Annotated in this window: 19 protein-coding genes; 6 read left to right on the top strand and 13 right to left on the bottom strand. The window is 70.3% G+C overall.

The annotated features are described in order from the left end of the window. Window positions 1-59: 59 nt before the first annotated feature. The 3 genes from O7626_RS16825 to O7626_RS16815 all read right to left on the bottom strand — a co-directional run bounded on the left by O7626_RS16825 (window position 60) and on the right by O7626_RS16815 (window position 2,304). Window positions 60-719, bottom strand: coding sequence for a hypothetical protein (locus tag O7626_RS16825; RefSeq protein ID WP_278062116.1), 660 nt, complete (start codon window positions 717-719; stop codon window positions 60-62). Between the two features lie 159 nt (window positions 720-878). Beyond that, window positions 879-1,625, bottom strand: coding sequence for a phosphotransferase (locus O7626_RS16820; RefSeq protein ID WP_278062115.1), 747 nt, complete (start codon window positions 1,623-1,625; stop codon window positions 879-881). 100 nt (window positions 1,626-1,725) lie between these two features. Beyond that, a complete protein-coding gene (locus tag O7626_RS16815) occupies window positions 1,726-2,304 on the bottom strand; it encodes a TetR/AcrR family transcriptional regulator (RefSeq protein ID WP_278062114.1) in 579 nt (192 codons plus the stop codon). A 92-nt stretch (window positions 2,305-2,396) separates the two neighbouring features. On the opposite strand from O7626_RS16815, the gene O7626_RS16810 reads away from it, so the two are divergent. The 3 genes from O7626_RS16810 (at window position 2,397) to O7626_RS16800 (ending at window position 5,274) form a co-directional block, all read left to right on the top strand. Continuing rightward, window positions 2,397-3,098 carry an SDR family oxidoreductase gene (locus tag O7626_RS16810; protein ID WP_278062113.1) on the top strand — a complete coding sequence of 234 codons (702 nt, stop codon included), beginning with the start codon at window positions 2,397-2,399 and terminating at the stop codon, window positions 3,096-3,098. 96 nt (window positions 3,099-3,194) lie between these two features. After that, on the top strand, window positions 3,195-4,250 hold the full coding sequence (locus tag O7626_RS16805) for an SPFH domain-containing protein (protein WP_278062112.1): 1,056 nt from the start codon (window positions 3,195-3,197) through the stop codon (window positions 4,248-4,250). A gap of 58 nt (window positions 4,251-4,308) precedes the next feature. Beyond that, on the top strand, window positions 4,309-5,274 hold the full coding sequence (locus tag O7626_RS16800) for a hypothetical protein (RefSeq protein ID WP_278062111.1): 966 nt from the start codon (window positions 4,309-4,311) through the stop codon (window positions 5,272-5,274). Between the two features lie 93 nt (window positions 5,275-5,367). On the opposite strand, the gene O7626_RS16795 is transcribed toward O7626_RS16800, so the two are convergent. From O7626_RS16795 to O7626_RS16770, 6 genes are all read right to left on the bottom strand, one after another. Next, window positions 5,368-7,845, bottom strand: coding sequence for a lanthionine synthetase LanC family protein (locus O7626_RS16795; protein WP_278062110.1), 2,478 nt, complete (start codon window positions 7,843-7,845; stop codon window positions 5,368-5,370). A 10-nt stretch (window positions 7,846-7,855) separates the two neighbouring features. Continuing rightward, window positions 7,856-9,034, bottom strand: a complete 1,179-nt coding sequence (locus O7626_RS16790) for an aminoglycoside phosphotransferase family protein (RefSeq protein ID WP_278062109.1) — start codon at window positions 9,032-9,034, stop codon at window positions 7,856-7,858. Further along, window positions 9,031-9,558 carry a hypothetical protein gene (locus tag O7626_RS16785; RefSeq protein ID WP_278062108.1) on the bottom strand — a complete coding sequence of 176 codons (528 nt, stop codon included), beginning with the start codon at window positions 9,556-9,558 and terminating at the stop codon, window positions 9,031-9,033. The genes O7626_RS16790 and O7626_RS16785 overlap by 4 nt, the downstream gene beginning before the upstream one ends. Window positions 9,559-9,601: 43 nt before the next feature. Next, window positions 9,602-10,855, bottom strand: a complete 1,254-nt coding sequence (gene fmdA, locus O7626_RS16780; RefSeq protein WP_278062107.1) for a formamidase — start codon at window positions 10,853-10,855, stop codon at window positions 9,602-9,604. Window positions 10,856-10,875: 20 nt separating this feature from the next. Next, a complete protein-coding gene (locus tag O7626_RS16775) occupies window positions 10,876-11,160 on the bottom strand; it encodes a zinc ribbon domain-containing protein (RefSeq protein ID WP_278062106.1) in 285 nt (94 codons plus the stop codon). Window positions 11,161-11,263: 103 nt separating this feature from the next. Next, entirely contained in the window at window positions 11,264-11,548 is a 285-nt protein-coding gene (locus tag O7626_RS16770) for a DUF427 domain-containing protein (protein WP_278062105.1), read from the bottom strand. Between the two features lie 154 nt (window positions 11,549-11,702). Here O7626_RS16770 and O7626_RS16765 point away from each other — a divergent pair, with 154 nt between their 5' ends. Beyond that, window positions 11,703-12,443, top strand: coding sequence for a D-Ala-D-Ala carboxypeptidase family metallohydrolase (locus O7626_RS16765; protein ID WP_278062104.1), 741 nt, complete (start codon window positions 11,703-11,705; stop codon window positions 12,441-12,443). 180 nt (window positions 12,444-12,623) lie between these two features. On the opposite strand, the gene O7626_RS16760 is transcribed toward O7626_RS16765, so the two are convergent. Further along, window positions 12,624-12,875, bottom strand: a complete 252-nt coding sequence (locus O7626_RS16760; RefSeq protein WP_278062103.1) for a hypothetical protein — start codon at window positions 12,873-12,875, stop codon at window positions 12,624-12,626. Window positions 12,876-13,533: 658 nt separating this feature from the next. Between O7626_RS16760 and O7626_RS16755 the strand changes: the two genes are divergently transcribed. Beyond that, window positions 13,534-14,319 (top strand): helix-turn-helix transcriptional regulator, encoded by a 786-nt coding sequence (locus O7626_RS16755; protein ID WP_278062102.1) that lies wholly within the window; start codon window positions 13,534-13,536, stop codon window positions 14,317-14,319. Beyond that, window positions 14,310-14,498, top strand: a complete 189-nt coding sequence (locus tag O7626_RS16750; protein WP_278062101.1) for a DUF397 domain-containing protein — start codon at window positions 14,310-14,312, stop codon at window positions 14,496-14,498. Before O7626_RS16755 ends, O7626_RS16750 begins: the two co-directional genes overlap by 10 nt. 30 nt (window positions 14,499-14,528) lie before the next feature. Here O7626_RS16750 and O7626_RS16745 read toward each other — a convergent pair whose 3' ends face one another. Genes O7626_RS16745 through O7626_RS16735 form a run of 3 tightly spaced genes read right to left on the bottom strand, consistent with a single transcriptional unit; the run spans window position 14,529 to window position 20,351 of the window. Then, the gene (locus tag O7626_RS16745) at window positions 14,529-15,122 is read right to left on the bottom strand and encodes a hypothetical protein (protein ID WP_278062100.1); all 594 of its coding nucleotides are present in this window, start codon (window positions 15,120-15,122) and stop codon (window positions 14,529-14,531) included. After that, window positions 15,119-15,481 carry a hypothetical protein gene (locus O7626_RS16740; protein ID WP_278062099.1) on the bottom strand — a complete coding sequence of 121 codons (363 nt, stop codon included), beginning with the start codon at window positions 15,479-15,481 and terminating at the stop codon, window positions 15,119-15,121. The genes O7626_RS16745 and O7626_RS16740 overlap by 4 nt, the downstream gene beginning before the upstream one ends. Then, on the bottom strand, window positions 15,474-20,351 hold the full coding sequence (locus O7626_RS16735) for a caspase family protein (RefSeq protein WP_278062098.1): 4,878 nt from the start codon (window positions 20,349-20,351) through the stop codon (window positions 15,474-15,476). Before O7626_RS16735 ends, O7626_RS16740 begins: the two co-directional genes overlap by 8 nt. Window positions 20,352-20,500 lie beyond the last annotated feature (149 nt).

The raw sequence follows: 20,500 nt of genomic DNA, 5'->3' as shown, positions 1-20,500 counted from the left end.
TCAGTACCAGTGCCCCGCTGCTCGACCTTGCCGACGACGTGTACCGGGTGGCTGGGTGGCTAGGGCCATGCCCGCCATCCCGTGAAGGACACGTGTACTTGGCCATGCTGGATGAAGACGCTGACGCACAACGAATGTTGGTCGAGAATCCAGCCTGTTGGCCGGCAGGACTCGCCACCATGCCCGAGATCCCACCCGCGACCGGTCAGATGTTGTCGGATCTGTTCATGGACCTCGTTCACCGACTGCTCCGGATTGCCGGTCACGGTGATGGCAAGACCGCATGCACCTGACCCACATGCAGAACCTTCTGGCTCCTCGACTGTGGCGGTGAGACCTGCCGGCACCGGCAGCAGTTCATCGGCTGAGGGGAGGTATGGCTCGCCGTTGAACACGTAGAAGGAGAACGGCGCACAGACGCAGGCGACAAAAGAAGCCAGCACGATCGCGAGCCGGTAGGGCCACGAGCCTCGGTCTGGTTCGGCTCGACCGAGCCGCCGGACCTCGGCAGCTCGACCTGCGCCGACGATTGCCACTGCTACGGGAAGGTAGCCCACGAACACATCTGCCCGGGCACGTGGAAACGCGGTGTAGACGACGGTCGCTACGACAGCCCAGCCGAGCAGTGCCAGGCCGACAGTCCAGCCAATTCGACGGCTGCGAGCAACGAACCACCACACCACAGCAGACATTGCGGCGAGCACGACGATGGCGATCACGCGATCAGCGTGGCCGGCCGACCGTCCAAGCGGAACCCGGCACAAAACACCTGCAAGAAATCTCCACAACGCGTCCCCAGGCTTCGACTCGGCGGTTTCCGCCTCTGCCGGCCGACAGCCGGCGGCAGAACCGCTCGTGGGCGTCGGGCTCGCGCAGCCTCACATCCGCGATCTGAGTACGTCGAACTCGCAGCCCGGCATGGACGGGTCGAAGCCGTGCTCGACCAGCCAGCGGACCACCACCAGACTCCGCCACGACCACCAGCCACGGATCACGTCGCGATCGACATCGGTGCCGTAGCCGGCGAGCAGGTCGTCGAGGTGCTCCTCGTGTCCGAGCGTCAGGACGGCGAGGTCGTACAGGGCATCGCCCTGGGCGGCCTCGGACCAGTCGATCACGCCGGTGACCTGGTCGTCGTCGACGAACACGTGGGTGATCTGCAGGTCACCGTGCACGAACACCGGCTTCCACGGCCGAAGCGCGGCCTCGGCGACCCGGCGGTTCCGGGTGACCAGGTCGGTGGGAAGGACAGCGTTGGCGAGGAGCCATTCGCATTCGCCGTCGAGGCGGGATGCGAGCTCGTCGAGCTGCCGCCCCGACCATGGCGGCAGGGGCGCGTCGTGCAGGGTCCGTACGGCCGCGCCCGCCGCGGCCCACGCCAGCGAAGACGCGGGCGACGGCTCGCCGAGGCGGCCCAGCGCCATCCCCGGCAGGGCCGCGAGCGCGAGCACCGGTGGCTTGCGCCACAGGACCCGCGGGGTCGGGATCGGCGCCAGGGCCATCGCTTCGACCTCGACGTCGGTGCGCGTCGGGTCGGCGTCGATCTTCAGGAACACGTCACCGACGCGCAGCGTCGCGCGCTCGTTGTGGGCGACGACGACCTCGACCTCTTCCACGACGGTCATTATCACCAAACGATCGTCGACGCCGCCGCAGGTTTGTCGCCGGGTGCATCGACATGTCACGACGCCGGGGGAACCAACCTGACCGACTCGCACACCTCCGTCAGGTGGTGCCGAGCTGGGCGTCCAGCAGGGCCGAGGCGGTGAGCCTGGCCAGCCCGTCCAGCCCGGCACCCTGGGTGACCGCCCGACCCACCGAACCGTCGTAGACGACGGTGAGCTGCTTGGCCAGTGTCTCCGGGTCGCGGGCACCGGCGAGCCGGGCCTGTTCGGCGAAGAAGTCGCTGAGCCGCTGCTTGTGGTCCCGGGCGACCACGCTGGCCGGGTGGCCGGGGTCGCGGAGTTCCACCGCCGTGTTCAGGAACGGACAGCCGGGGAATCCCGGTGACCCGGACATCTCGTCCAGTCGGCTGAAGACGCCCAGGATCCGGTCCCGGGGGGCGAGCCCGGTGGTCTCGTCCGACAGGTGCATCGCCAGGATCGCCGGGCCGGACGTGGCGAGGCTCTCTGCCACCAGGGCGTCCTTGGTCTCGAAGAGCTGGTACATGGTCCGCTTGGAGACACCGGCGGCCTGGCAGAGCCGCTCGACTCCGGTGCTGGCGATGCCCTCCCGGTAGAACAGGTCGGCCGCAGCGCGCAGCAGCCGGTCGCGCGGGGTCTCCGGGGCCTTTACCGAGGTCATCTCCGTAGCGTACCCGCTGCTCTTGCGATTGGAAACCGATCGGTTTACGGTGGAGAAAACCGATCGGTTTCCGCTCCTCGGAGGTTACTGTCATGCAACTCGAAAACGCCGTCGTCCTGGTCACCGGTGGCAACCGGGGGCTCGGCCGGGCGATCGCCGCCGACGCCCTGGCCCGGGGTGCCCGCAAGGTCTACGCCACCGCCCGCGATCCCCGCACGATCACCGACCCGGGCGTGCTGCCGCTGGCGCTGGAGGTGACCGATCCGGAGTCGGTCGCCGAGGCCGCCCGGCAGGCGCCGGACGTCACCGTCCTGGTGAACAACGCGGCCGGCCTGGTCGGCGCGGGCTTCCTCGACTCGCCGGTCGAGGACGTACGCCGGGAGTTCGAGACGAACTTCTTCGGCCCGCTCGCGGTGACCCGGGCCTTCGTGCCGGGGATGGTCGCCGCCGGTGGTGGACACGTGCTCAATATCCACTCGGTGCTCTCCTGGATCGCGCTCTCCGGCTCGTACAGCGCGTCCAAGGCGGCGCTCTGGTCGATGAGCAACTCGCTACGTCTGGAGCTAGTGGCCAAGGGCGTCGGGGTGACCGGTTTGCACGTCGGGTACGTCGACACGGACATGGCGGCACACGTCGACGCGCCCAAGGTGGCGCCTGCGGAGGTGGCCAGGCTGGCGCTCGACGGCGTCGAGGCCGGTGCCTTCGAGGTGCTCGCCGACGAGGTCACCCGGCGGGTGAAGGCGGGACTCTCGGCCGATCCCGCCGCGCTCTACCCGCAACTCGCCCGCGCCTGACGGCTGCCGGCGGCGGACATCTTTTATCGGCGGCTTGACGCGAAATAGATCTTCCCTTTATCGTCCTCCTGACGAAAACAGGGAAGGGGGCGCGTCATGGCGGACGTGACCAGGCGGCTGTTCCTGCGACACCTGCGCGGGACGCCGACCACGTGGATCCGGCACTCGGTGCGGGGCAGGGTGCGGCACGAGGGAGTGGGCCAGTCCTTCTGGTACCGGCCGCTGGTCGGCGTACTGAGCGAGGTGCCGGTCGACGACCGCGAGCTGCCGCTGCTCTTCCACGCCCGCACCAGTGACTTCGCCGACGTGACGGTGCAGGCGACGGTGACGTACCGGATCGCCGACCCGGCGCTGGCGGCGGGCCGGCTGGACTTCTCGGTCGACCCGCACAAGGGGGTGGCCCGGGGGCGCCCGCTCGACCAGGTCGCCACGCTGCTGGCCGAGTTGGCCCAGCAGCCGGCGCTCGACCTGCTGGCCCGGGTGCCGCTGGCCGAGGCGCTCACCGACATCGCCACGGTCCGCGAGGCGGTCTCGGCGGCGCTGCGCGACGAGGGCCGGCTGACCGACATCGGCGTCTCGGTGGTCAGCGCCCGGGTGGTGGCGGTCCGACCCGAGCCGGAGATGGAGCGGGCGCTCCAGACCCCGACCCGGGAGACGGTGCAGGTCGAGGCCGACCGGGCCACCTATGCCCGCCGGGCGCAGGCGGTGGAGCAGGAGCGGGCGATCGCCGAGAACGAGTTGCAGAACAAGATCGAGTTGGCCCGCCGGGAGCAGCAGCTGGTCGAGCAGCACGGCGCCAACTCCCGGCGCAAGGTCGAGCTGGAGGCCGCCGCCGAGCTGGCGGTCGCCCAGGGCAAGGCCGAGCGGGAGAAGGTGGCGAACGCGGCGGCGGCCGAACGGGCCCGGGTACTGGCCGCCGCCGAGGCGGAGAAGGAGCGCACCCTCACCGCCGCCAAGGCGGAGGGAGTACGCGGGATAGGTCTCGCCGAGGCGGAGGCGGAGGCGGCCCGGCTGGCCGCGTACCGGGACCTGTCGCCCGAGGTGCTGCACGCGCTCGCGCTCCGGGAGGTCGCCGGGCAGCTCCCCGAGATCGGTCAGCTCACCGTCACTCCCGACGTGCTGACCGGCCTGCTCGGCCGGCTCTCGCGATGAGCGGAGAGGTCGGGCCGAGCCGCGGGTTGGTGTTCCCGAACCGCGGGGGGCGGCGCCGGTGAGCGCCACACTCGCCCCGAGGGTCGTCGTGGTGAGCCGGCGCAGCGAGCTGGACGAGCTGCTGGCCCACCACGGCACCCGGGCCGCCGCCGGCTACTACCTGCGGCAGCGGGGCCGTGACCTGGCCGAGGTGGTGGCCCGGCACGAGGCGTTGCAGGCGGCGCTGACCACCGTCGGCGCGGCCATCCCGGCGGACTGGCGACGGGGCCGGGCGGACCGGGACGACCTGGCCCGCTTCCCGTTCGCCCCCGAGGACATCGTGCTGGCGGTCGGCCAGGACGGGCTGGTCGCCAACGTCGCCAAGTACCTCGACGGGCAGCCGGTGGTGGGGGTGGACCCGGAGCCGGGTCAGAACGCCGGGGTACTCGTCCGGTTCGGACCCGAGGCGGTCGCCCGGCTGCTGCCGGCGGTGCTGGCCGGGCGGGCGCCGGTGCGGGAGCGGACCATGGTCCGGGCCCTCCTCGACGACGGCCAGGAGTTGATCGGGCTCAACGAGGTCTACGCCGGCCATCCCGGCCACCAGTCGGCGCGCTATCTGCTCTCCACCGCCGACGGCCGCCGGGAACGCCACTCCTCCTCCGGAATCGTGGTCGGCACCGGGACCGGCGCCACCGGCTGGTGCGCCTCGATCGCCCGGGAGCGTGCCGCCGCGCCGCCGCTGCCGGCACCGGACGAACCGGCCCTGTGCTGGTTCGTCCGGGAGGCGTGGCCCTCCCCGGTCACCGGCGCGTCGCTGACGGCCGGCCGGCTCGGCGCGGACGAGACGCTGGAGGTCGTCGCCGAACGGGAGCGGCTGGTGGTCTTCGCCGACGGTCTGGAGACCGACCACCTGACGATGGCCTGGGGACAGCGACTCACCGTCGGCCCGGCCAGCCGCCGGCTCCGCCTGGTCGAGCCGGTGTCCGCCCCGGCCGGCCCGGACGACCGCTCGGGACGGGTGGCGGCGCGCGGCCGTAGGCGTTGAGTCAGGCCGGCCTCCGGGCGTGCTGGTGCCGACCGGGGCGAACGGCGGACGACCGCTCGGGACGGGCGGCGGCGCGTCGCCGTAGGCGTCGGGTCAGGCGGGAGTCCGGGCGTGCTGGTGCCGACCGGGCCGACCGACTGGCGGCTCCCGGCGAGGTTCGCCCGGACGGTCGGCAGGCGCGGCCGGCTGGACCGGCAGGCTGCTCTCCGGCGGTGACGCCGTCCAGGGCAGGATGCCGTCGGCCACGCCGGCCACCCCGGTCTCGGCGAGCAGGGCCTGGCCGAGCCCGGCGACACCGGTCAGCAGTCCGGGGTTCTGCCCGGCCCACCGCGAGACACCGCCGCCGCCCCGGACGAGTCGGGCGGTCCGGCACAGCGCCCGGGTGGCGGCATCGACGGTGGGCGCGTGCCGGGCCGGCGTCGCGAAGCCCTGCCGCTCGACAGACCTGACGATCATCAGGTTGCCGGCCAGTCCGTGACACAGGACCATCCGGTCCAGTCCGTCCCCGGTCAGCCAGTCGAGCGACCGGACCGTCGTGTCGAGACCGTTGGTGATCTCCTCGCGCAGCTGGGGTGCGCCGAGCAGTCGCCAGGTCATCGATCGCCCCAGGGCGATTCCCGGGGCGCCGTGACACCAGGCGAACGCGTACCGACGGCCGCCGCCGAAGCCTCGGACGGTCGGCTGGAGCCGGAGGTCGGGCCAGTTGCGCTGGACGCGGGAGAACCGGTGCCGTTCGTAGCCGACAGCCTCCAGGGCCGCGCTCCGGTACCTGTCGTCGCCGGTCGCCACGGCGAGATCGGCCAGGGCGAGCGCGATGCCGGCGCAGCCGTGGGCGAGCCCGGTCAGCGGTACGTTGCTGCGCACCTGCGGCTCCCGCCAGGCGACGGTGTCGGCGACCCGGACCGCCCGGGTCAGCAGAACCCGGCCGACCTTCTCCGCCGCGTCGAGAACCGGACCGTCCACCTCCTCACGGGCGAGGGTCAGCAGCCCGGCGACGGTACCGGCGAGACCCGCCAGCCAGTCGTTGCCCGGGCAGCGCAGGTCGCGGTCGAGCCGGTCCCGGACGATCCGTTCGCCAAGTGCCCGAAGCTCGGGGCGGTCCAGCCGGTGAGCGGCCCGCAGCAGGCTCACGGCGACCCCGGACCAGCCGAGATAATAGCCGGCCTCGCCCGGTGACATCCGCTGCTCGACCTGTCGGGCGGCGCAGCGGAACGCGCCGACCGCCGCGTCGGCGAACCGGTCGTCGTCGACGGTCTCCGCCAGCGTTGCCAGGAAGGACGCCACGCCTGCGGTGCCGGAGTAGACGTCCGCGCCGATCGCCGTCCAGCTCTCCCCACCGTTCGATCCCCACCAGGTGCACGCGTCGTCCCACCAGATCGCCTCGGCCAGCAGCATCTCCCCGATGCCCACGGCGGCTTCGACCAGGTCGTCGGGACCAGGTCCGGCGGCGAGTGGCTCGGCCGCACCAGGACGAGGGCCAGGACCGGCATCAGCCGCGACACAGCCCGGCCCTGAGCCATCCCCAGGCCCAGGGACCATGGCGACAGAACCCGGGCCCGAGCCGGCGGTAGCGGTAGCGGTAGCGGCGAGCTGTCCGATCTCGCCGGAGCCGGGATTCCGGTACGGCGCGACGACGGAGACCCCGTTGGCGTCCAGCCAGCTGACCAGCTCCGCCGCGCGCCGCTCCGGCCCGCGCGCCCGGCGCGCGGCCGGGGTGCAGAGCGCCTCGGCGAGCAGCCGGCACCGGTGTTGGCCGAAGCTCTCGCCGCCGCCCGGATCCTGCGCCACCCCGACACCGCGCAGCAGTGCAGCGGTGAGCGGGGGGATCCGGTCCCCGAGCACCGGGTCCAGTTCCGGATGGCACCCGGCGACCACCTCGGCCACGGCCGGGAACAACGCACCGGCCACGTACAGCACGGCGGAGTCGCAGCGTTGGTGACCCTGCGGGGTGTTGGGCAGCTTGAGGGCGAACGGAATCGACCTGGCGTTCAGTTCGGTGCTCAGCAGCCGGGTGAGCGTGCTGGCGCCGTCGGCCACGATGTTCCAGTAGACGCGAATCGTGGTGTCCACTTCGGACGGCTGGGCGGAGCTGCCGAGTACGTAGCAGAAACCCGGCTGCGCGGCGCGGAGACAGGGCGACTGGCGCACGGTGAGGGCGTCTCCTGGCGAGGTGCCCGGATCCTGCTCGGCGACCGCCGCCCGGGGCACCAGGAAGGAGATCCCGTCGCGGATGGCGACCAGGCCCGCCGGGTGCGGGCGGACGAAGCACCAGTTCTCCTCCGGCGGACCCGCACCCACGATGCTGTCCCGGATCTGCTCGACGAAGGCGGCGTCCGGCGCGCTGCCGGCCGGCTGTCCCCGCAGACGCGTGGGGACGGGGATCCCGGTGACGAAGAAGTGCTGGTAGAGGTGTCTGGCCAGCGTCGACTGGATCGACGTCGGCGCTGCCCGGTCGGCGGTGCCGCTCGGCGGGGCGGCGGAGATCCGCTGCCCGAACCAGACGAAGCGTCGGTCGTCGAGGACGCGGACGTGCCTGGCGAGATCCGCCAACTGCTCCCGGTACGAGGTCACGGCAGGTTCCTCAGCTCAACGGGATACCGAGCAGGTGGCGTACACCCTCGTAGGGGCGTCGGGAGAGATTGTGCGCGAGTTGGAGCGCCAGAACGCACCGAGGATCGAGGGTCTCCGCTCCCACGCTGGCCTCGAAGATCGACCACAGCAGTCTGACGACGGCGAACCGGACGGCGCGGTCGAGCGCCGAGCGGGATTCGGCCGCCGAGAGTCGCCGCCCGGTGAGGTAGCCGCGCCAGAACGCGGCCAGCGCCTCCTGTAGCTCGGGTACCGACAGCGCCGACCGGGAGACCATCGTCTCCGCCGTCCCGGTGCTCGGATCCGGCATCGAGCCGAGCCACGAGCCGAGGTAGGCGGCGAGAACGCAGCCGAGGTCCCAGGACGCGTCGCCCAACCCGGCGGACTCGTAGTCGACGAGTACCGGTCGGGCGACTGTGCTGCCGGTCGCGGTCGGCAGGACGACGTGTGGCCATTTGACCTCGCCGTGGATCCAGGTCGTGCGGTGCCAGCTCTCCCGGCAGCCGGCCAGGGTGGCGCGGAGGGTCGCGTCCTGCTGTACGCATCGAAGCAGCCGTGTCGTGGCGGGGCCGAGATACTCACGAAGTGCGACAGGTGGTACGTCCAGCCGCAGTGCCGGCGGCAGCGGTGCCTGCGGATCGTTGGCGGCCGGCGGAAGCTCGTGCAACGCGGCGAGTACCCGGCCGAGCCGCCGGCCGAGTCGGGTGATCGTGCGCCGGGACGTGATCCGCACCGGGTCGGACGGACGGGACGGCTGGATCGCCGCCAGCACCAGCAGGGGCAGGTCAGGCTCGTGCCGGATCAGCCGTGGGCCGATGTCCCGGAACGCCGCGCGGTGCGACAGCGCCTGGTAGACCCGGGCCTCGTGCCGGATCGTCGCCTGCTGTTCGGGGCTGGTCGGATGCTTCAGGAAGTAGCAGTGGTCCGGGCCGGCCTCGACGATGTGGCTCGGACTGCGACTGCTTCGGCCGGTCACCACGATGTCGCCGGGGTCGACACCGCCCCGGGGCAGCAGGCCACGGTCGAGCAGATAGTTCAGCAGCCCGGCGGGCGACGACAGACCGGCGGGCGACGACAGACCCGCGGGCGACGACAGACCGGCGGTCGGCGACGGCACCGGGGCGGCGATGCCCTGCGCGGCCGGGCGCTCGGCGGTGGACGGTCCGGTCACACCGGGCAGAAGACCGTGCAGAAGCACGTCTGCTGTTCGATCGTTATCTGGGGGCGGCAGAAATAGGGGTAGGTCTGCGGATAGCGGAGTACGACCTCGGGCGTGAAGCGTCCGCGCCGCAGTCTGGGCCGCGACGCCGGGAGACAGTCGCCGGACGGCTCCGCCGCGAGCTCGACCGAGTACGGCCCGCGCAGGAAGTCCGCGTGCAGGTCGGCGGAGCTGGTGTGCACGTGTTCGATCGTGGCCGAGGCGCAGACGAAGACCACACTGGGTTCCAGGGAGCTGGCTTCGGCGTCGGCCTGGCGACTGGCGACGATGTCCGCCTCGGCGATCCGGAGATAGCTGTCCAGACCCGAGTTCAGGTAGAGCCGCCAGTATCCGTCCGTCCCGTCCCGGCCGAGAAAGCCGTGCAGTTCCACCACCTCGGGGGACGGATCCTGCGGCGCCGACCGAAGGTCGTCGACGAGACGGTCCTGCCGCAACGGCGGACGGCGGGCGGCCGATCCACCCTTCTCCTCCGACATGGCGGAACTCCTCTCCGGGTGTCTGGGTCGTTTCCACGGAACGTCAGAAGGTTGCTTTCGGGGCGCCCTGGCCGGGGCTGACCCGGGTCGGCCCGGCGGCCGAGGGACGTACGTCCACGTCGAAGATCGCCGTCGGCAGATAGACGGTCGCGCAGGAGTTCGGGATGTCCACCACCCCGGAGAAGCGCCCCTCGATCGGTGCGGCGCCGAGGATCAGGTACGCCTGCTCGGGGCTGTAGCCGAACCTCGTCAGGTAGTCGATCGCGTGCAGGCAGGCGCGCTGGAACGCGAGTTGCGAGTCGAGGTAGCGCTGCTCCCCGTCGGTGCTTACCGAGATGCCCGAGAAGGCCAGCCACTGGCTGTACTGCGGAGCCACGATCCCGGGCAGGAAGATCGCGTTCTCCGACACCCCGTACATGGTCATCCCGCCCTTGATCACGTCCACCTGCAGGTCGACGAAGCCGCCCATCTCGATCGCGCCGCAGAAGGTGATCTCGCCGTCGCCCTGCGAGAAGTGCAGGTCGCCGACGGAGAGGTTGGCGCCGGGGACGTACACCGGATAGAACACCCGGGTCCCCTTGGTCATGTTCTTGATGTCCTGGTTGCCGCCGTTCTCCCGGGGCGGCGCGGTCCGGGCCGCCTCCGCCGCGACCCGGTCGAAGTCGGCGCCGCCCAGCGAGCCGAGGATGGCACCCTCCGGCAGCGGCGGCAGCGACAGCGGCGGTACCCGGTCCGGGTCGGTGGCCCGCAGCGCGCCCTCCCGCTCGTTCCACTTGGCCAGCAACGGCGCCGACGGGGCGGTACCCATCAGCCCGGGGTGGATCATCCCGGTGAAGGTCACCCCGGGGACGTGCCGGGAGGTCGCCTGCTGCCCGCTGAAGTCCCAGATCGCCTTGTACGCGTCCGGGAAGTAGTCGGTCAGGAAGCCGCCGCCGTTCTGCTTGGGGAAGATCCCGGTGTAGCCCCAGCCCTGCCCGGCGATCGGTCCCGAGTCCTCCTGCGGGATCGGCCCCACGTCGAGGATGTCGACCACCAGCAGGTCGCCTGGTTCGGCGCCGCTGACCGCGAACGGGCCGCTGAGCGCGTGCACGATCGGCAGCGGCGCGTCCCGGACGTCGGCGGCGGAGTCGTCGTTGTGGATGGCGCCGTCGAACCACTCCCGGCAGTGCACCCGGAACGACTGGCCGGGGCGGACGGTGGCGACCGGTGGGATCTCCGGATGCCACCGGTTGTGTCCGGTCAACTCCTGCTCGGTGAACCTCTTCGTCGAGTCCAGCGGAAACAACAGCTCCGGCATCGCGGCTTCCCTTTCACCCGTCAGGGGCGTGGCAGCCGGGCGTGCCCGGGGTGGGCGGCCGGTCGGTACGGCGTACCGCGTCGGCCCGGGATCCGGTTCACCACCTCCGGTGCTTCGGCACTGCGGCCGGCCCGGTCGAGGGCCGCGACCAGGGGCCGCGGCATGGCGCGCAGCGACGGCGCGGAGAAGACCCGGACGGCCTCCGCCGCGCAGGTCGCGCAGCACAGCCGCGCCGGGGCCTGCCCGATCGGAAACCGGGCGGTCAGGACCCCGTCCCGGGGACACCGGTACTCGTACGTCGCCACGGCTTCCAGGATCGGACCCGGTACGCCGACTCCGCAGCAGAAAGCCGCAAGTAACCCCTTTCGGTGCCAAGACACCCGTGCCGGGCGGTTGCCGGCGAAGGGCTCAGTCGACGACGGTGACGTCCTTCCAGAATGCGACCCGGTCCCGGACCATCTCGGCGTCCGGCTTCGGCTCGGGGTAGTACCAGACGGCGTCTACGCTGCGCCGGCCCTCGTGTTCGAGGGTGTAGTACGACGCGGTGCCCTTCCAGGGGCAGACGGTGTGCGTCTCCGACTCCCGTACCAGGTCGTCGCGCAGGGCCGTACGCGGGAAGTAGTGGTTGCCCTCGACCACGACGGTGTCGGTGCTCTCCGCGATGACCAGGTCGTTCCAGATGGCTTTCGGCATCAGCCAAGACTATTCCGGCGGCGGGTTAACGGGGCGCCTCCGGCCGGTGAAGGAAACCGCCAACCTGAGAAAGCTCACCGAAAAATATTGACGTGTGATCGACAAGAGCCATTCTCGTCGATATTCACAACCCCCGCTCGGTATGGAGGACCCCTTGTTCAGACGTATCGTCAGAATCCTCGCGACGCTCACCATGGCCGCCGCCGCCACCCTGGTCGCGACCGTGGCCACCGCCGGCCCGGCCCAGGCCGACGGCTGCTACACCTGGGACCGGCCCCTCTCGGAGGGCATGTCCGGTGAGGACGTCCGGCAGTTGCAGATCCGCGTCGCCGGCTACCCCGGCTACAACGCGGTGCTCGTCATCGACGGCATCTTCGGGCCGGCGACCCGGGCCGAGGTGGTCCGCTTCCAGCAGGCGTACGGGCTCGGTGCCGACGGCATCGCCGGCGAGCAGACGTACAACCGGATCTACGCCCTCCAGGACAACGACTGCACCCCGGTCAACTTCAGCTACGCCGAGTTGAACAACTGCAACTCGGACTGGTCCGGCGGCGCGGTCTCGGCCGCCACCGCCCGGGCCAACGCCCTGGTCAACATGTGGAAGCTCCAGGCCATGCGGCACGCCCTGGGTGACCAGCCGATCCGGGTCACCAGCGCGTTCCGCAGCCGCGCCTGCAACAACGCCGTCGGCGGCTCAACCAGCAGCCGGCACCTCTACGGCGACGCGGTCGACCTCGGCGTCAGCCCGCACTCGCTGTGCCGGCTCGCCCAGCAGGCCCGCAACCACGGCTGGCGGGAGATCCTCGGCCCCGGCTACCCCGGCCACAGCGACCACACCCACGTGGCGCACAAGTCCAGCCGTACCTGGTCGGCGAGTTCCTGCGGCGTTTCCTGACGCGTCGACCGCCGAAGGCCCGTCGGCGGCGGGACGGGCAGCGGTGGCCCAACACCCCGGCGGGGCTCCTGCTGGAAGGAGCCCCGCCCGGTGTTTCGGAGTCTGCCCGGCCGCTTCGGGGGCGGACGGCGACCGAGGCGGATCGGTGGGGCCGAGGAGGGCCGGTTGGGTGCCGGGGCATCAGCGCGGTGGCGGCAACCAGCCGAGGAACCGAACGGCCAGCGAGACGGCATCGCCGTGCGGCTGGTCGGCCAGCGCGGTCAGCAACTTGCGGGCGAGGTGCATCCGTAGCCCCTGCCGGTCGCCCCGGAACATGGCGAGCAGCACGAGCCGGGCCGGCTGACAGGGCCAGTCCGCCCCGCAGGCCCGGCAACGGAACAGCGGCCGGCTGTGTAGGTGCGGCCGGCGTCGGGCGAGCATCGGCCAGGTCATGCCGCGTCGACGGATGTGCGCCGGCTCACCGAACTGCACGTTCGGTGCGGCGGCTGTCGAGGTGGTAGCGGCGCTCCGTCGGGGCCGGGGGCCTCCGGGACGGAAAACGGCTGTTCGCGGCCCAGGCCCAAGGCGGCGGAGGGGGCGGTTCCGACGGTCGGCCCGCCGCCGGCCCGCCGCTCGGTGGCGGTGGATCAGGGGGTACGACCACAGCCCGCCCGCTGCCCCCCGGTGCCGGCGGGGACGGCATCGGAACGAGTTCGACAGAGTCCGGGCAGCGCCAGCGCCACCCGCAGCGGCAGTAGCGCCAGAGTCGCCGCCAGTCCCGGCGGTGCCGGGGTTGCACCCGGTCGGTCCGCGCCAGCAGCACCCGAAGCAGGCGTGCCCGAGTCGTCATTGGTGCCTCCCTTCTTGGTATTTCCAGAATTGGATGCGGGGGCGCCGCCGGGAAATTGCCGTCCCTCCGACGTCGCCCCCGCGCAACCCCGGCCCGGCCTTGATAAATCTTGTTGGGATTGGTTTCGAGCCGGGGTGCATGCCTTCCACAGTGGCGTGTCGAGCCCTACCCTCGGAAGGCGTCGAACCGCATTGTGAGTGGTCAGGGCGGATTGTGTCCGGTGTGTGGCGCGCCGGTCGAACCTGTGAGGACGGTGTGGTCATGGATGATCAAATTCGTTATCTGCTCGACGAGTTGCGCCTTACCCGCGATGCGCGCGGATTGTCGCAGGAGGATCTTGCTCGCCATATTCCGTGGGCGGCATCCACCATTGGCATGATCGAAAGCGGGCGCCGCAAACCGCCGCCCGGCTTCTGGGTCGCCGCCGACGACGCGCTGGAGACCGGTGGTGCCCTGAGCCGTCTCGCCACCCGGCTCGGCTCACCACAGTGGTTCCTCGACTGGTCGACCGCCGAGCAGAACGCGGTGTCGCTGCGGTGGTACGAGGCGCTGGTCGTGCCGGGTCTGTTGCAGACCGAGGCGTACGCCCGTGCGGTGCTGACCGACGCCGGGCTGACCACCCTGGAGGAGATGGAGCGCCGGCTCGCCGCCCGGCTGGCCCGGCAGGCGGTGTTGACCCGGGACGACCCGGTGGACCTGACCGCGGTGCTCGACGAGGGGCTGCTGCACCGCCCGGTCGGCGGGCCGGCGGTGATGCGCGAGCAACTCGACGCGCTTGTCGTCGCCGCCGCCCTGCCGCACGTGCGGCTGCACGTCGTCCGCGGCACGGTCGGCGCGTACGCTGGGCTGAACGGATCCTTCGTGATCGCGACGGCAGCGGACCGCGCCGAGACCGGCTATCTCGACAACCAGTTGGCCGGTCAGGTGGTGGACGGTCCGGACGACCTGGCCGCATTGCAGCGGGCCTGGGAGGCCGTCCGGAGCGAAGCGCTTCCGCAGCAGCAGTCCACCGAATTGATACGGGAAGTGGCGGAGAAATGGATCTGACCGGCGCTGTGTGGGCCAAGAGTTCCCGGAGCAGTGGCAACGGCGGCGCCTGCGTGGAGGTGGCCCGCAACCTGCCCGGGATGGTGGGGGTGCGGGACAGCAAGGACCCTGCCGGCCCGGCGCTGGCCTTCGGCCCGGCGGCCTGGCGGCTCTTCGTCCGCGACCTCCCGACCCGCTAACGGCGAGCGTGCCCGTAGCCGACGGGCTGGCTACGGACACGTTTCGACGGTCTCGACATGAATCGTCGAGGTGAGGGGCACCAGGTGATATCGACCTGTCTCGCCGACTCGGATCACGCCGTCGCCCAGATGGAGGAGCCGGCCGCAGAGTTGACCGGCCGGTGTGTGGATCCGCACCAGCGGTGTCGGTGTGGTCCTCGCCGGCGCGAACCAGGCCGTGGCCGCACCGGCGAAGACCGCGCAGATTCCCATGATGGTCAGCACCCGGGCAACCCTGATCGCCCGGTGCACCTCGATGACTTCGATCTCGGTCCAGGCACGTAGTTCCTCGCCGTTGAGCATGATCTCGTCGCCCGGCGCTCCGGACGCGGCGCGGATGGCGGCGAGGGTGGCGAGGAGCAGTGCGACGACGCCGAGACCGAACAGCGCGAGGACCAGCAGGGGGTACGGTCGCGCCAGCGTGGTGAAGTTGTCGCGGCCCTTCACGATCAGCACCGCGCCGAGGAGGCTGGTGACCCCGACCAGCCCGGTCCGCCAGTTCTCGGCCTGTTTCCTGGCCGCTTCAAGCTGGGTGAACTTCAACTGCTGCGCCTTCTGCGCCCACCACCACCGGTCGGCGGTCACGGCAGCTCGACCAACCAGTGGGCGCCACACCCGTGGAACGGTGCCGCTTCTGGTCGGTTGCGGTGGGCGTGGCCGCATTCGCAGTTGATCATTCGGGTTCGATCCGACACTCGGGCGATGGACCTGGTGGACGATCCGCCGAAGATCCCCTTGTGGCTGTTGCCGCTGCCGCGTACCCAGACCGTCGCGGTGTAGCCGCCGCAGCCGGGACAGACACCCTCGATCCGCGTTTCGCGGCCGTCCGCTGAGGGGGTGATCCGGAACCGCCCGACCTGGTCGGGATAGAGCCGCACGCCGTATTCGACGCGGCGGTGGCGTTCGAGGTGTTCGGCCGCTCCGTTGGTCGAAGAGTCAGCCATCGTGGCACTCCGGACTTGGCCTGCCCGCGGCTGGTTCGAGATCGAAGCCGAACAGCTCGGCGTACCGGGTGAGGCGTTGCCGTACGTGGTCGACAGTTGCGCCCACTTCTTCGGCCGCGGCGTCGAGGTGGGCGGCGTCGACATGGCCCTGGATCACCGGTTCCTGACCGTCCAGATGGATGCTCAGCATCAGCAGGTCCTGCCAGTGCACGATCTCGTCCGGGCACGCCTCGGCCGGGCACGGAACGGTCAGCCCCAGGGGTTCGAAGCGCGCCATTCGGGCACGCGTGTCCGCGACCGTCCAGCCGAACCGCCCCGCCGTCTGGACGAGAATGAGCGGCGTCACCGTCTCCAGTGGCTCTTCCAGGCCGAGCTCGTCAACCGTCACCAACATTGCCGCGTCGTACTTGTCCACGATGTGCGATTCGAGAGAAGCCCGCTCCTGGGCATCGAGGATGGGGAGGGGAGCACCAAAAGCACGATACGGCTCCATCCGATCGAGGAGTGATGGGATGCTGAGCCGGGCGTTCGCAGCGGCTGCGGCGAAGTCCCCAGGTCGGAATGTCCAGGTCAGCTCGGCTTCCCTGTACTGAAGAAAGCGACCTAGCGAGACCAGCGCCCAGAAACCCGAGTGCTCGACGATCGTCAGATCGGATGCGGGCGCTGCCTTAGGCAGTTCCGTGATGTCTGCGGTCTGGGGAAGAAGAAGCTGGTAGAGGGCCACGGCCGCGCCCACGGAGCTATCGGTGATGTAAGCCAGGTCCAGCATCTCCGGCGCGGTGACGGGACGGCCTGGATCGGCGAAATTCAGGAGACGGCGGCACGCTTCCACCCGGGTCCGGACCCCGTCGGCATCTCTGCCGTGCACGTAACTGGCGAGTCGACGGAACGCCATCCATCCAACACTCAGCCGCTGCCCATTGATGTGAGGATCATAACCGAACAGCCGCTGCTGGATAATTTCGAGTTCGTCATCGGTGGGAGTGATCTCCTCGTCCTGGCATGCGGGTGGCAGCACCAGGAACTCCGCATCCGCCAGCCTCCCCAGGCTTTCCCGGACCTTCTGCATCGTCATCTCGTGGCGATTTGCCATCAGGAGGAGGTGAAGCGGACTCACTGGCGTTCGCATCTCGTCGACTAGAAGCAGTGCGTCGTGCTCCACCGGCTGCATGTCAGCAGGCAGGTGGTCCCGGCCGATCACCGAGTATCCCAGCTCCGCGAAGCGGTCGAACGCGGCCAGCACATCGGGCACCGACTTGCCGTGCTTGGCGCTGATCCGCATCACCTGCGACGGAGGCACGTCCGGCGCGATCCACGGCGAACCGATCGAGGTGTGCTGCGAGAACATCTCCACGTCGGTCGCAGTGAAGACGTCGTGGCCGAGTGCCGTGACGACCTCGGAACGCGGTGGCACCCAGTCGGCGGGCACCAAAGCTGAGGCGCGACGGATCACCTCGGCGAGCGGGGCGTGCAGATTCATGGACGCGAGCGCCAGCCATCCGCCGCTGCCTCGTCTCGGCGGCTCTCCCGGTCTCGCCCAGGCGGCCACCGCAGCAAGAAGGTCCTTGTTCTCCAACCCTCGCTCCGGCTGGGGGTCGTCCAGGTGGAAGCGGTGGCGCAGCGGTGGGATGTGGCGAACCGCGGAGAGGTCAAGTCCGATTACCGCGTACCGGCGGAGGCGGCGAAGGCGCTCGACGGGTGTCTCGTCCTCGTCGGCCGCCGCCTCGAACAAATCATCCACGGACGGTCGGCCAAAACGAGCACTACTGCCCCATCGATAGCTGTAGATCCTATCGATGACGGCCGCGTCGAGCGGGCGGACCACGGGGAAGCCGTCCAGACACTCCGGAGTGGCGACGTGGTCCATGAACTGGAACCGCGCGTAGCCCGCCCACACGGCGGTACGCCACCGCGACAACCACTCGAATCCGAAGCTCCAGCCGTTTAGCTCGCCACTGAACAGGTCTCGGTCCGCCGGTAGGCAACCGATGCGCGACACCGGTGGTGCGGTCCCGTGCGCCCAGGAACCCTCGACCGGAAGATCTTTGTCGTGCTCGACCAGCCAGTCGAAGATCTTTTCACTTACCTGCGGCGTGTTCCTGGTGACGTTCCAGAGCCAGTTGAGGGTGAGGCCCGGCCACTGTGCCAGGGTCGGCAGTGACTCGGTGACCTGCGTGTTGATCCAGTCCCGATCCCATCCGCGCAGCCGGTTGCGGTCGACGGTGAATCGGGGGCGCCTGCGGTTGCGCAGGTTGACGACGAGACCGAAGCGTTCCTCGTTGGTGCGGATGCCGTCGGCGACCAGGCCGCCCTCGTCGCTGACCCACCAGAAGTCGTCACCGTGCCGCAGTGGGGCCACTGCAGCGCCGGGATAGCGCAGCTCCTCGGGTGCCCAGGTCTCCACCGAACCACCGGCTTCGGTGACCGTGACCTCGAACTCGGCGACCCGCAGGAGCCGGCGCATGGTCCGCAGCACCGAGACCGACTCGTCACCGGTCAGGTACAGCCGGACGATCGTCCCACCGCCGGCCGGCCGGTCGGCGGGCGTGATCTGGAAGAGGCTACCGCTACTGGCGATGCGTACCCGGTAGGCGCCGGCCTCCGCGACGTCGTCCTCGCTGGTCGGCCACGTCCAGATGGCGATCTCTTCGGCAATCATGAAGTAGCTGAAGACGCCTACCCCGAACTGGCTGTTCGGGACGAGATCCAGTGGCGGTTCGAGGTCCTGCCAACGGGTGTGCTCGGCGCGAAAGGCCGGCCGGTAGATGAAGCGTTCACCGGCGTTGGCGAAGGTGTTCTCCAGGGTCTCCGGCCCCATGCCCACGCCGTTGTCGGCGCACTCGATGAAGGGTCGGCCGTTCTCCTCACCCTGCTTGATGGCGATCCGGCCGATCCAGGGCACGGTGTCGCCGCCGGTCCGTCGTCGGTACTCTCGACGGGTGCGGCGGTAGCGGCAGGCGTCGAGGGCGTTCTGGTATAGCTCGCGGATGGCGAGGTCCGGTTGGCCGTACAGTTGACGGCCCATCAGCAGTTCGCGGACCTTCTCGTCGGAAAGCCGGAACCTGAGGACCGGCGTGTCGAAGGCGAGAACCCCGTCGATCTTCTCCGGGCGCAGCCGGTCGGCTGTGACGGTGGCCGGCAGATGACGCGCGAGGTCGGGGTGTAGGTCGATGCCGCAGAGCGTCTTCCGGGCCCCGGCGGCCCGCTTCGCGATTCCCTCGAACACGGTGTAGAGCGCAGGATGGTCACAGGCCGCTTCGAGCGTCAGCTCGTCACCCGTACTGATCCACCTGATCTCCCGGGCCGCCTGGTGCACGCTGGCGAGCGACAGCTCATCGGTGACCCCGATGTGGTCGACGATCACGCTGGGCATCCGGCGTGGATCGGCGGCGAGTATGCCGGACAGCCAGAGCATCGCACCGAGCGCGCGAAACCGCGCGTCGATGACGTTCCGCTCGAGCTGGGCCACCAGCGTCCGGTCGTCGTAGTCACCGTCGACGCACCGCATCAGCACCCCCAGGTGCCCGGGGAGCTCTCGTGGGGTCAGCCCCGAGTGGCCGCTGAGAATGGGGCTGAGCCGCTCGACCAGGGCGGTGACAGCCGGATCCGTCCAGAGTGAGGAGCGTCCGGCCAGCCATCGGTGCACGAGCCACATCGCCAGCGTGTCCCGGGCTTCCAACCAGTTACGGCGGGCCAGGCCCTCCGCACGGCGCCAGACGTGTTCGTGCATGTCATGAGTGATTTCGAGGTCACTGCGGGCCCGCTCTCCGTGCAGCCTGGTGAAGTCACAGGGCTTGATACCAGCAGCGAGGATCAGGCCGGCACTCAATGCGACCTCCCGGAGGAACGGCGCCGCGATCAGCGACACCATCTCCGCCGGTCTCAGCCTGGTGTCGTCCCCGATCAGGCTCTCGAGCGACGCGAGGACCCGAACCGAATAGTCCTGAGTGGACCATGGGTCGGTCAGCTTGGCCGTTTCGACGAGGTGCGCCCGCGCGTTCAGCCAATGTCGCGCGCAGGCGTCGATCACGCCGAGCACTTCCCTGCGAATGGCGTCGGTCATCCGGTCGTCCACCGACGACCGACGCCACAGTCGGGAAGACTCGACGGCCTCCCGCCAGGACTCGACGACCTTGTCGCCGTGGCAGATGACCATCGACTCGACGGGCTCCGTGGTCAGACCGCTGTGCGCGACGACGAAAGTCGGTGTCTGGCGTACGTCGTCGCTCGTCGCACGGCGCCGGGCGAGCTGCTTGACGGTGACCGTGGTGACCTCGCCCAGGGTCCGGGCCGGCGACCGCCGGTCGAGCGCCTCGGCCACGGCCTGCGTGAAGTAGCTTCCGTCGTCTCCGTAGCCGCTCCACTCCCCGGGACCACAACTGTTGACCATGACGAACGCCCCGTTCGGCGGGCAGGGCAGTTCGTCGCAACGCGGCAGGTCCAGCGCCCCGGAGAGGTCGTTGCGGCAGGCGTCGACGAAGAAAACCACCAGCCTGGCCCGGCACTCGTCGAGGCCGCGCGGTACGAGCGGGACAAGGCTCTCGGGGTCAGGCCCTTTCGGACCGCCGTAGGCGTCTTTCGGAACGAGGTAGCTTCGGCCGCCGATGACAACCCCGTGACCGGAGTAGTAGACGACGAGTACCCCACCCTCGGGCGCCTCCCGGAAAGCCTTCTTCATAGCTCCGGTGATGCCGTTGAACGTCGCGGCGACGCTGCCCGGCTCGGTTCCACAGCGGGCGATGCTGTAGTCGGACTGCACGAGAGCCTCGGACATTCGCCGCATGTCGGCGGCGATCACGTGGGGCGTCGCCTCGAATAGATCGTTGTCGTAGGTCGGAACACCGATGAGGAGCGCCGTGCGATCTGCCACGTCTACCTTCCCAGGTCGACAGAGGGCACAACGCTATCGATTCGTGGCGGTCGGTGACAATGTCGTGGACCCGATAGTTGACGTGCTGACCCCTGAGGTTTTTCGGGGTCGGTAAGCCACCATCGACAGATGTGGCCGGGGCCGCCTCC

Origin of the sequence: Micromonospora sp. WMMD1102 (assembly GCF_029626265.1) — a bacterium.
Classification (GTDB): Bacteria; Actinomycetota; Actinomycetes; order Mycobacteriales; family Micromonosporaceae; genus Plantactinospora.
Note: the sequence above shows the minus strand (reverse complement) of the source record. Positions and strands in the feature narration are given on the sequence as shown.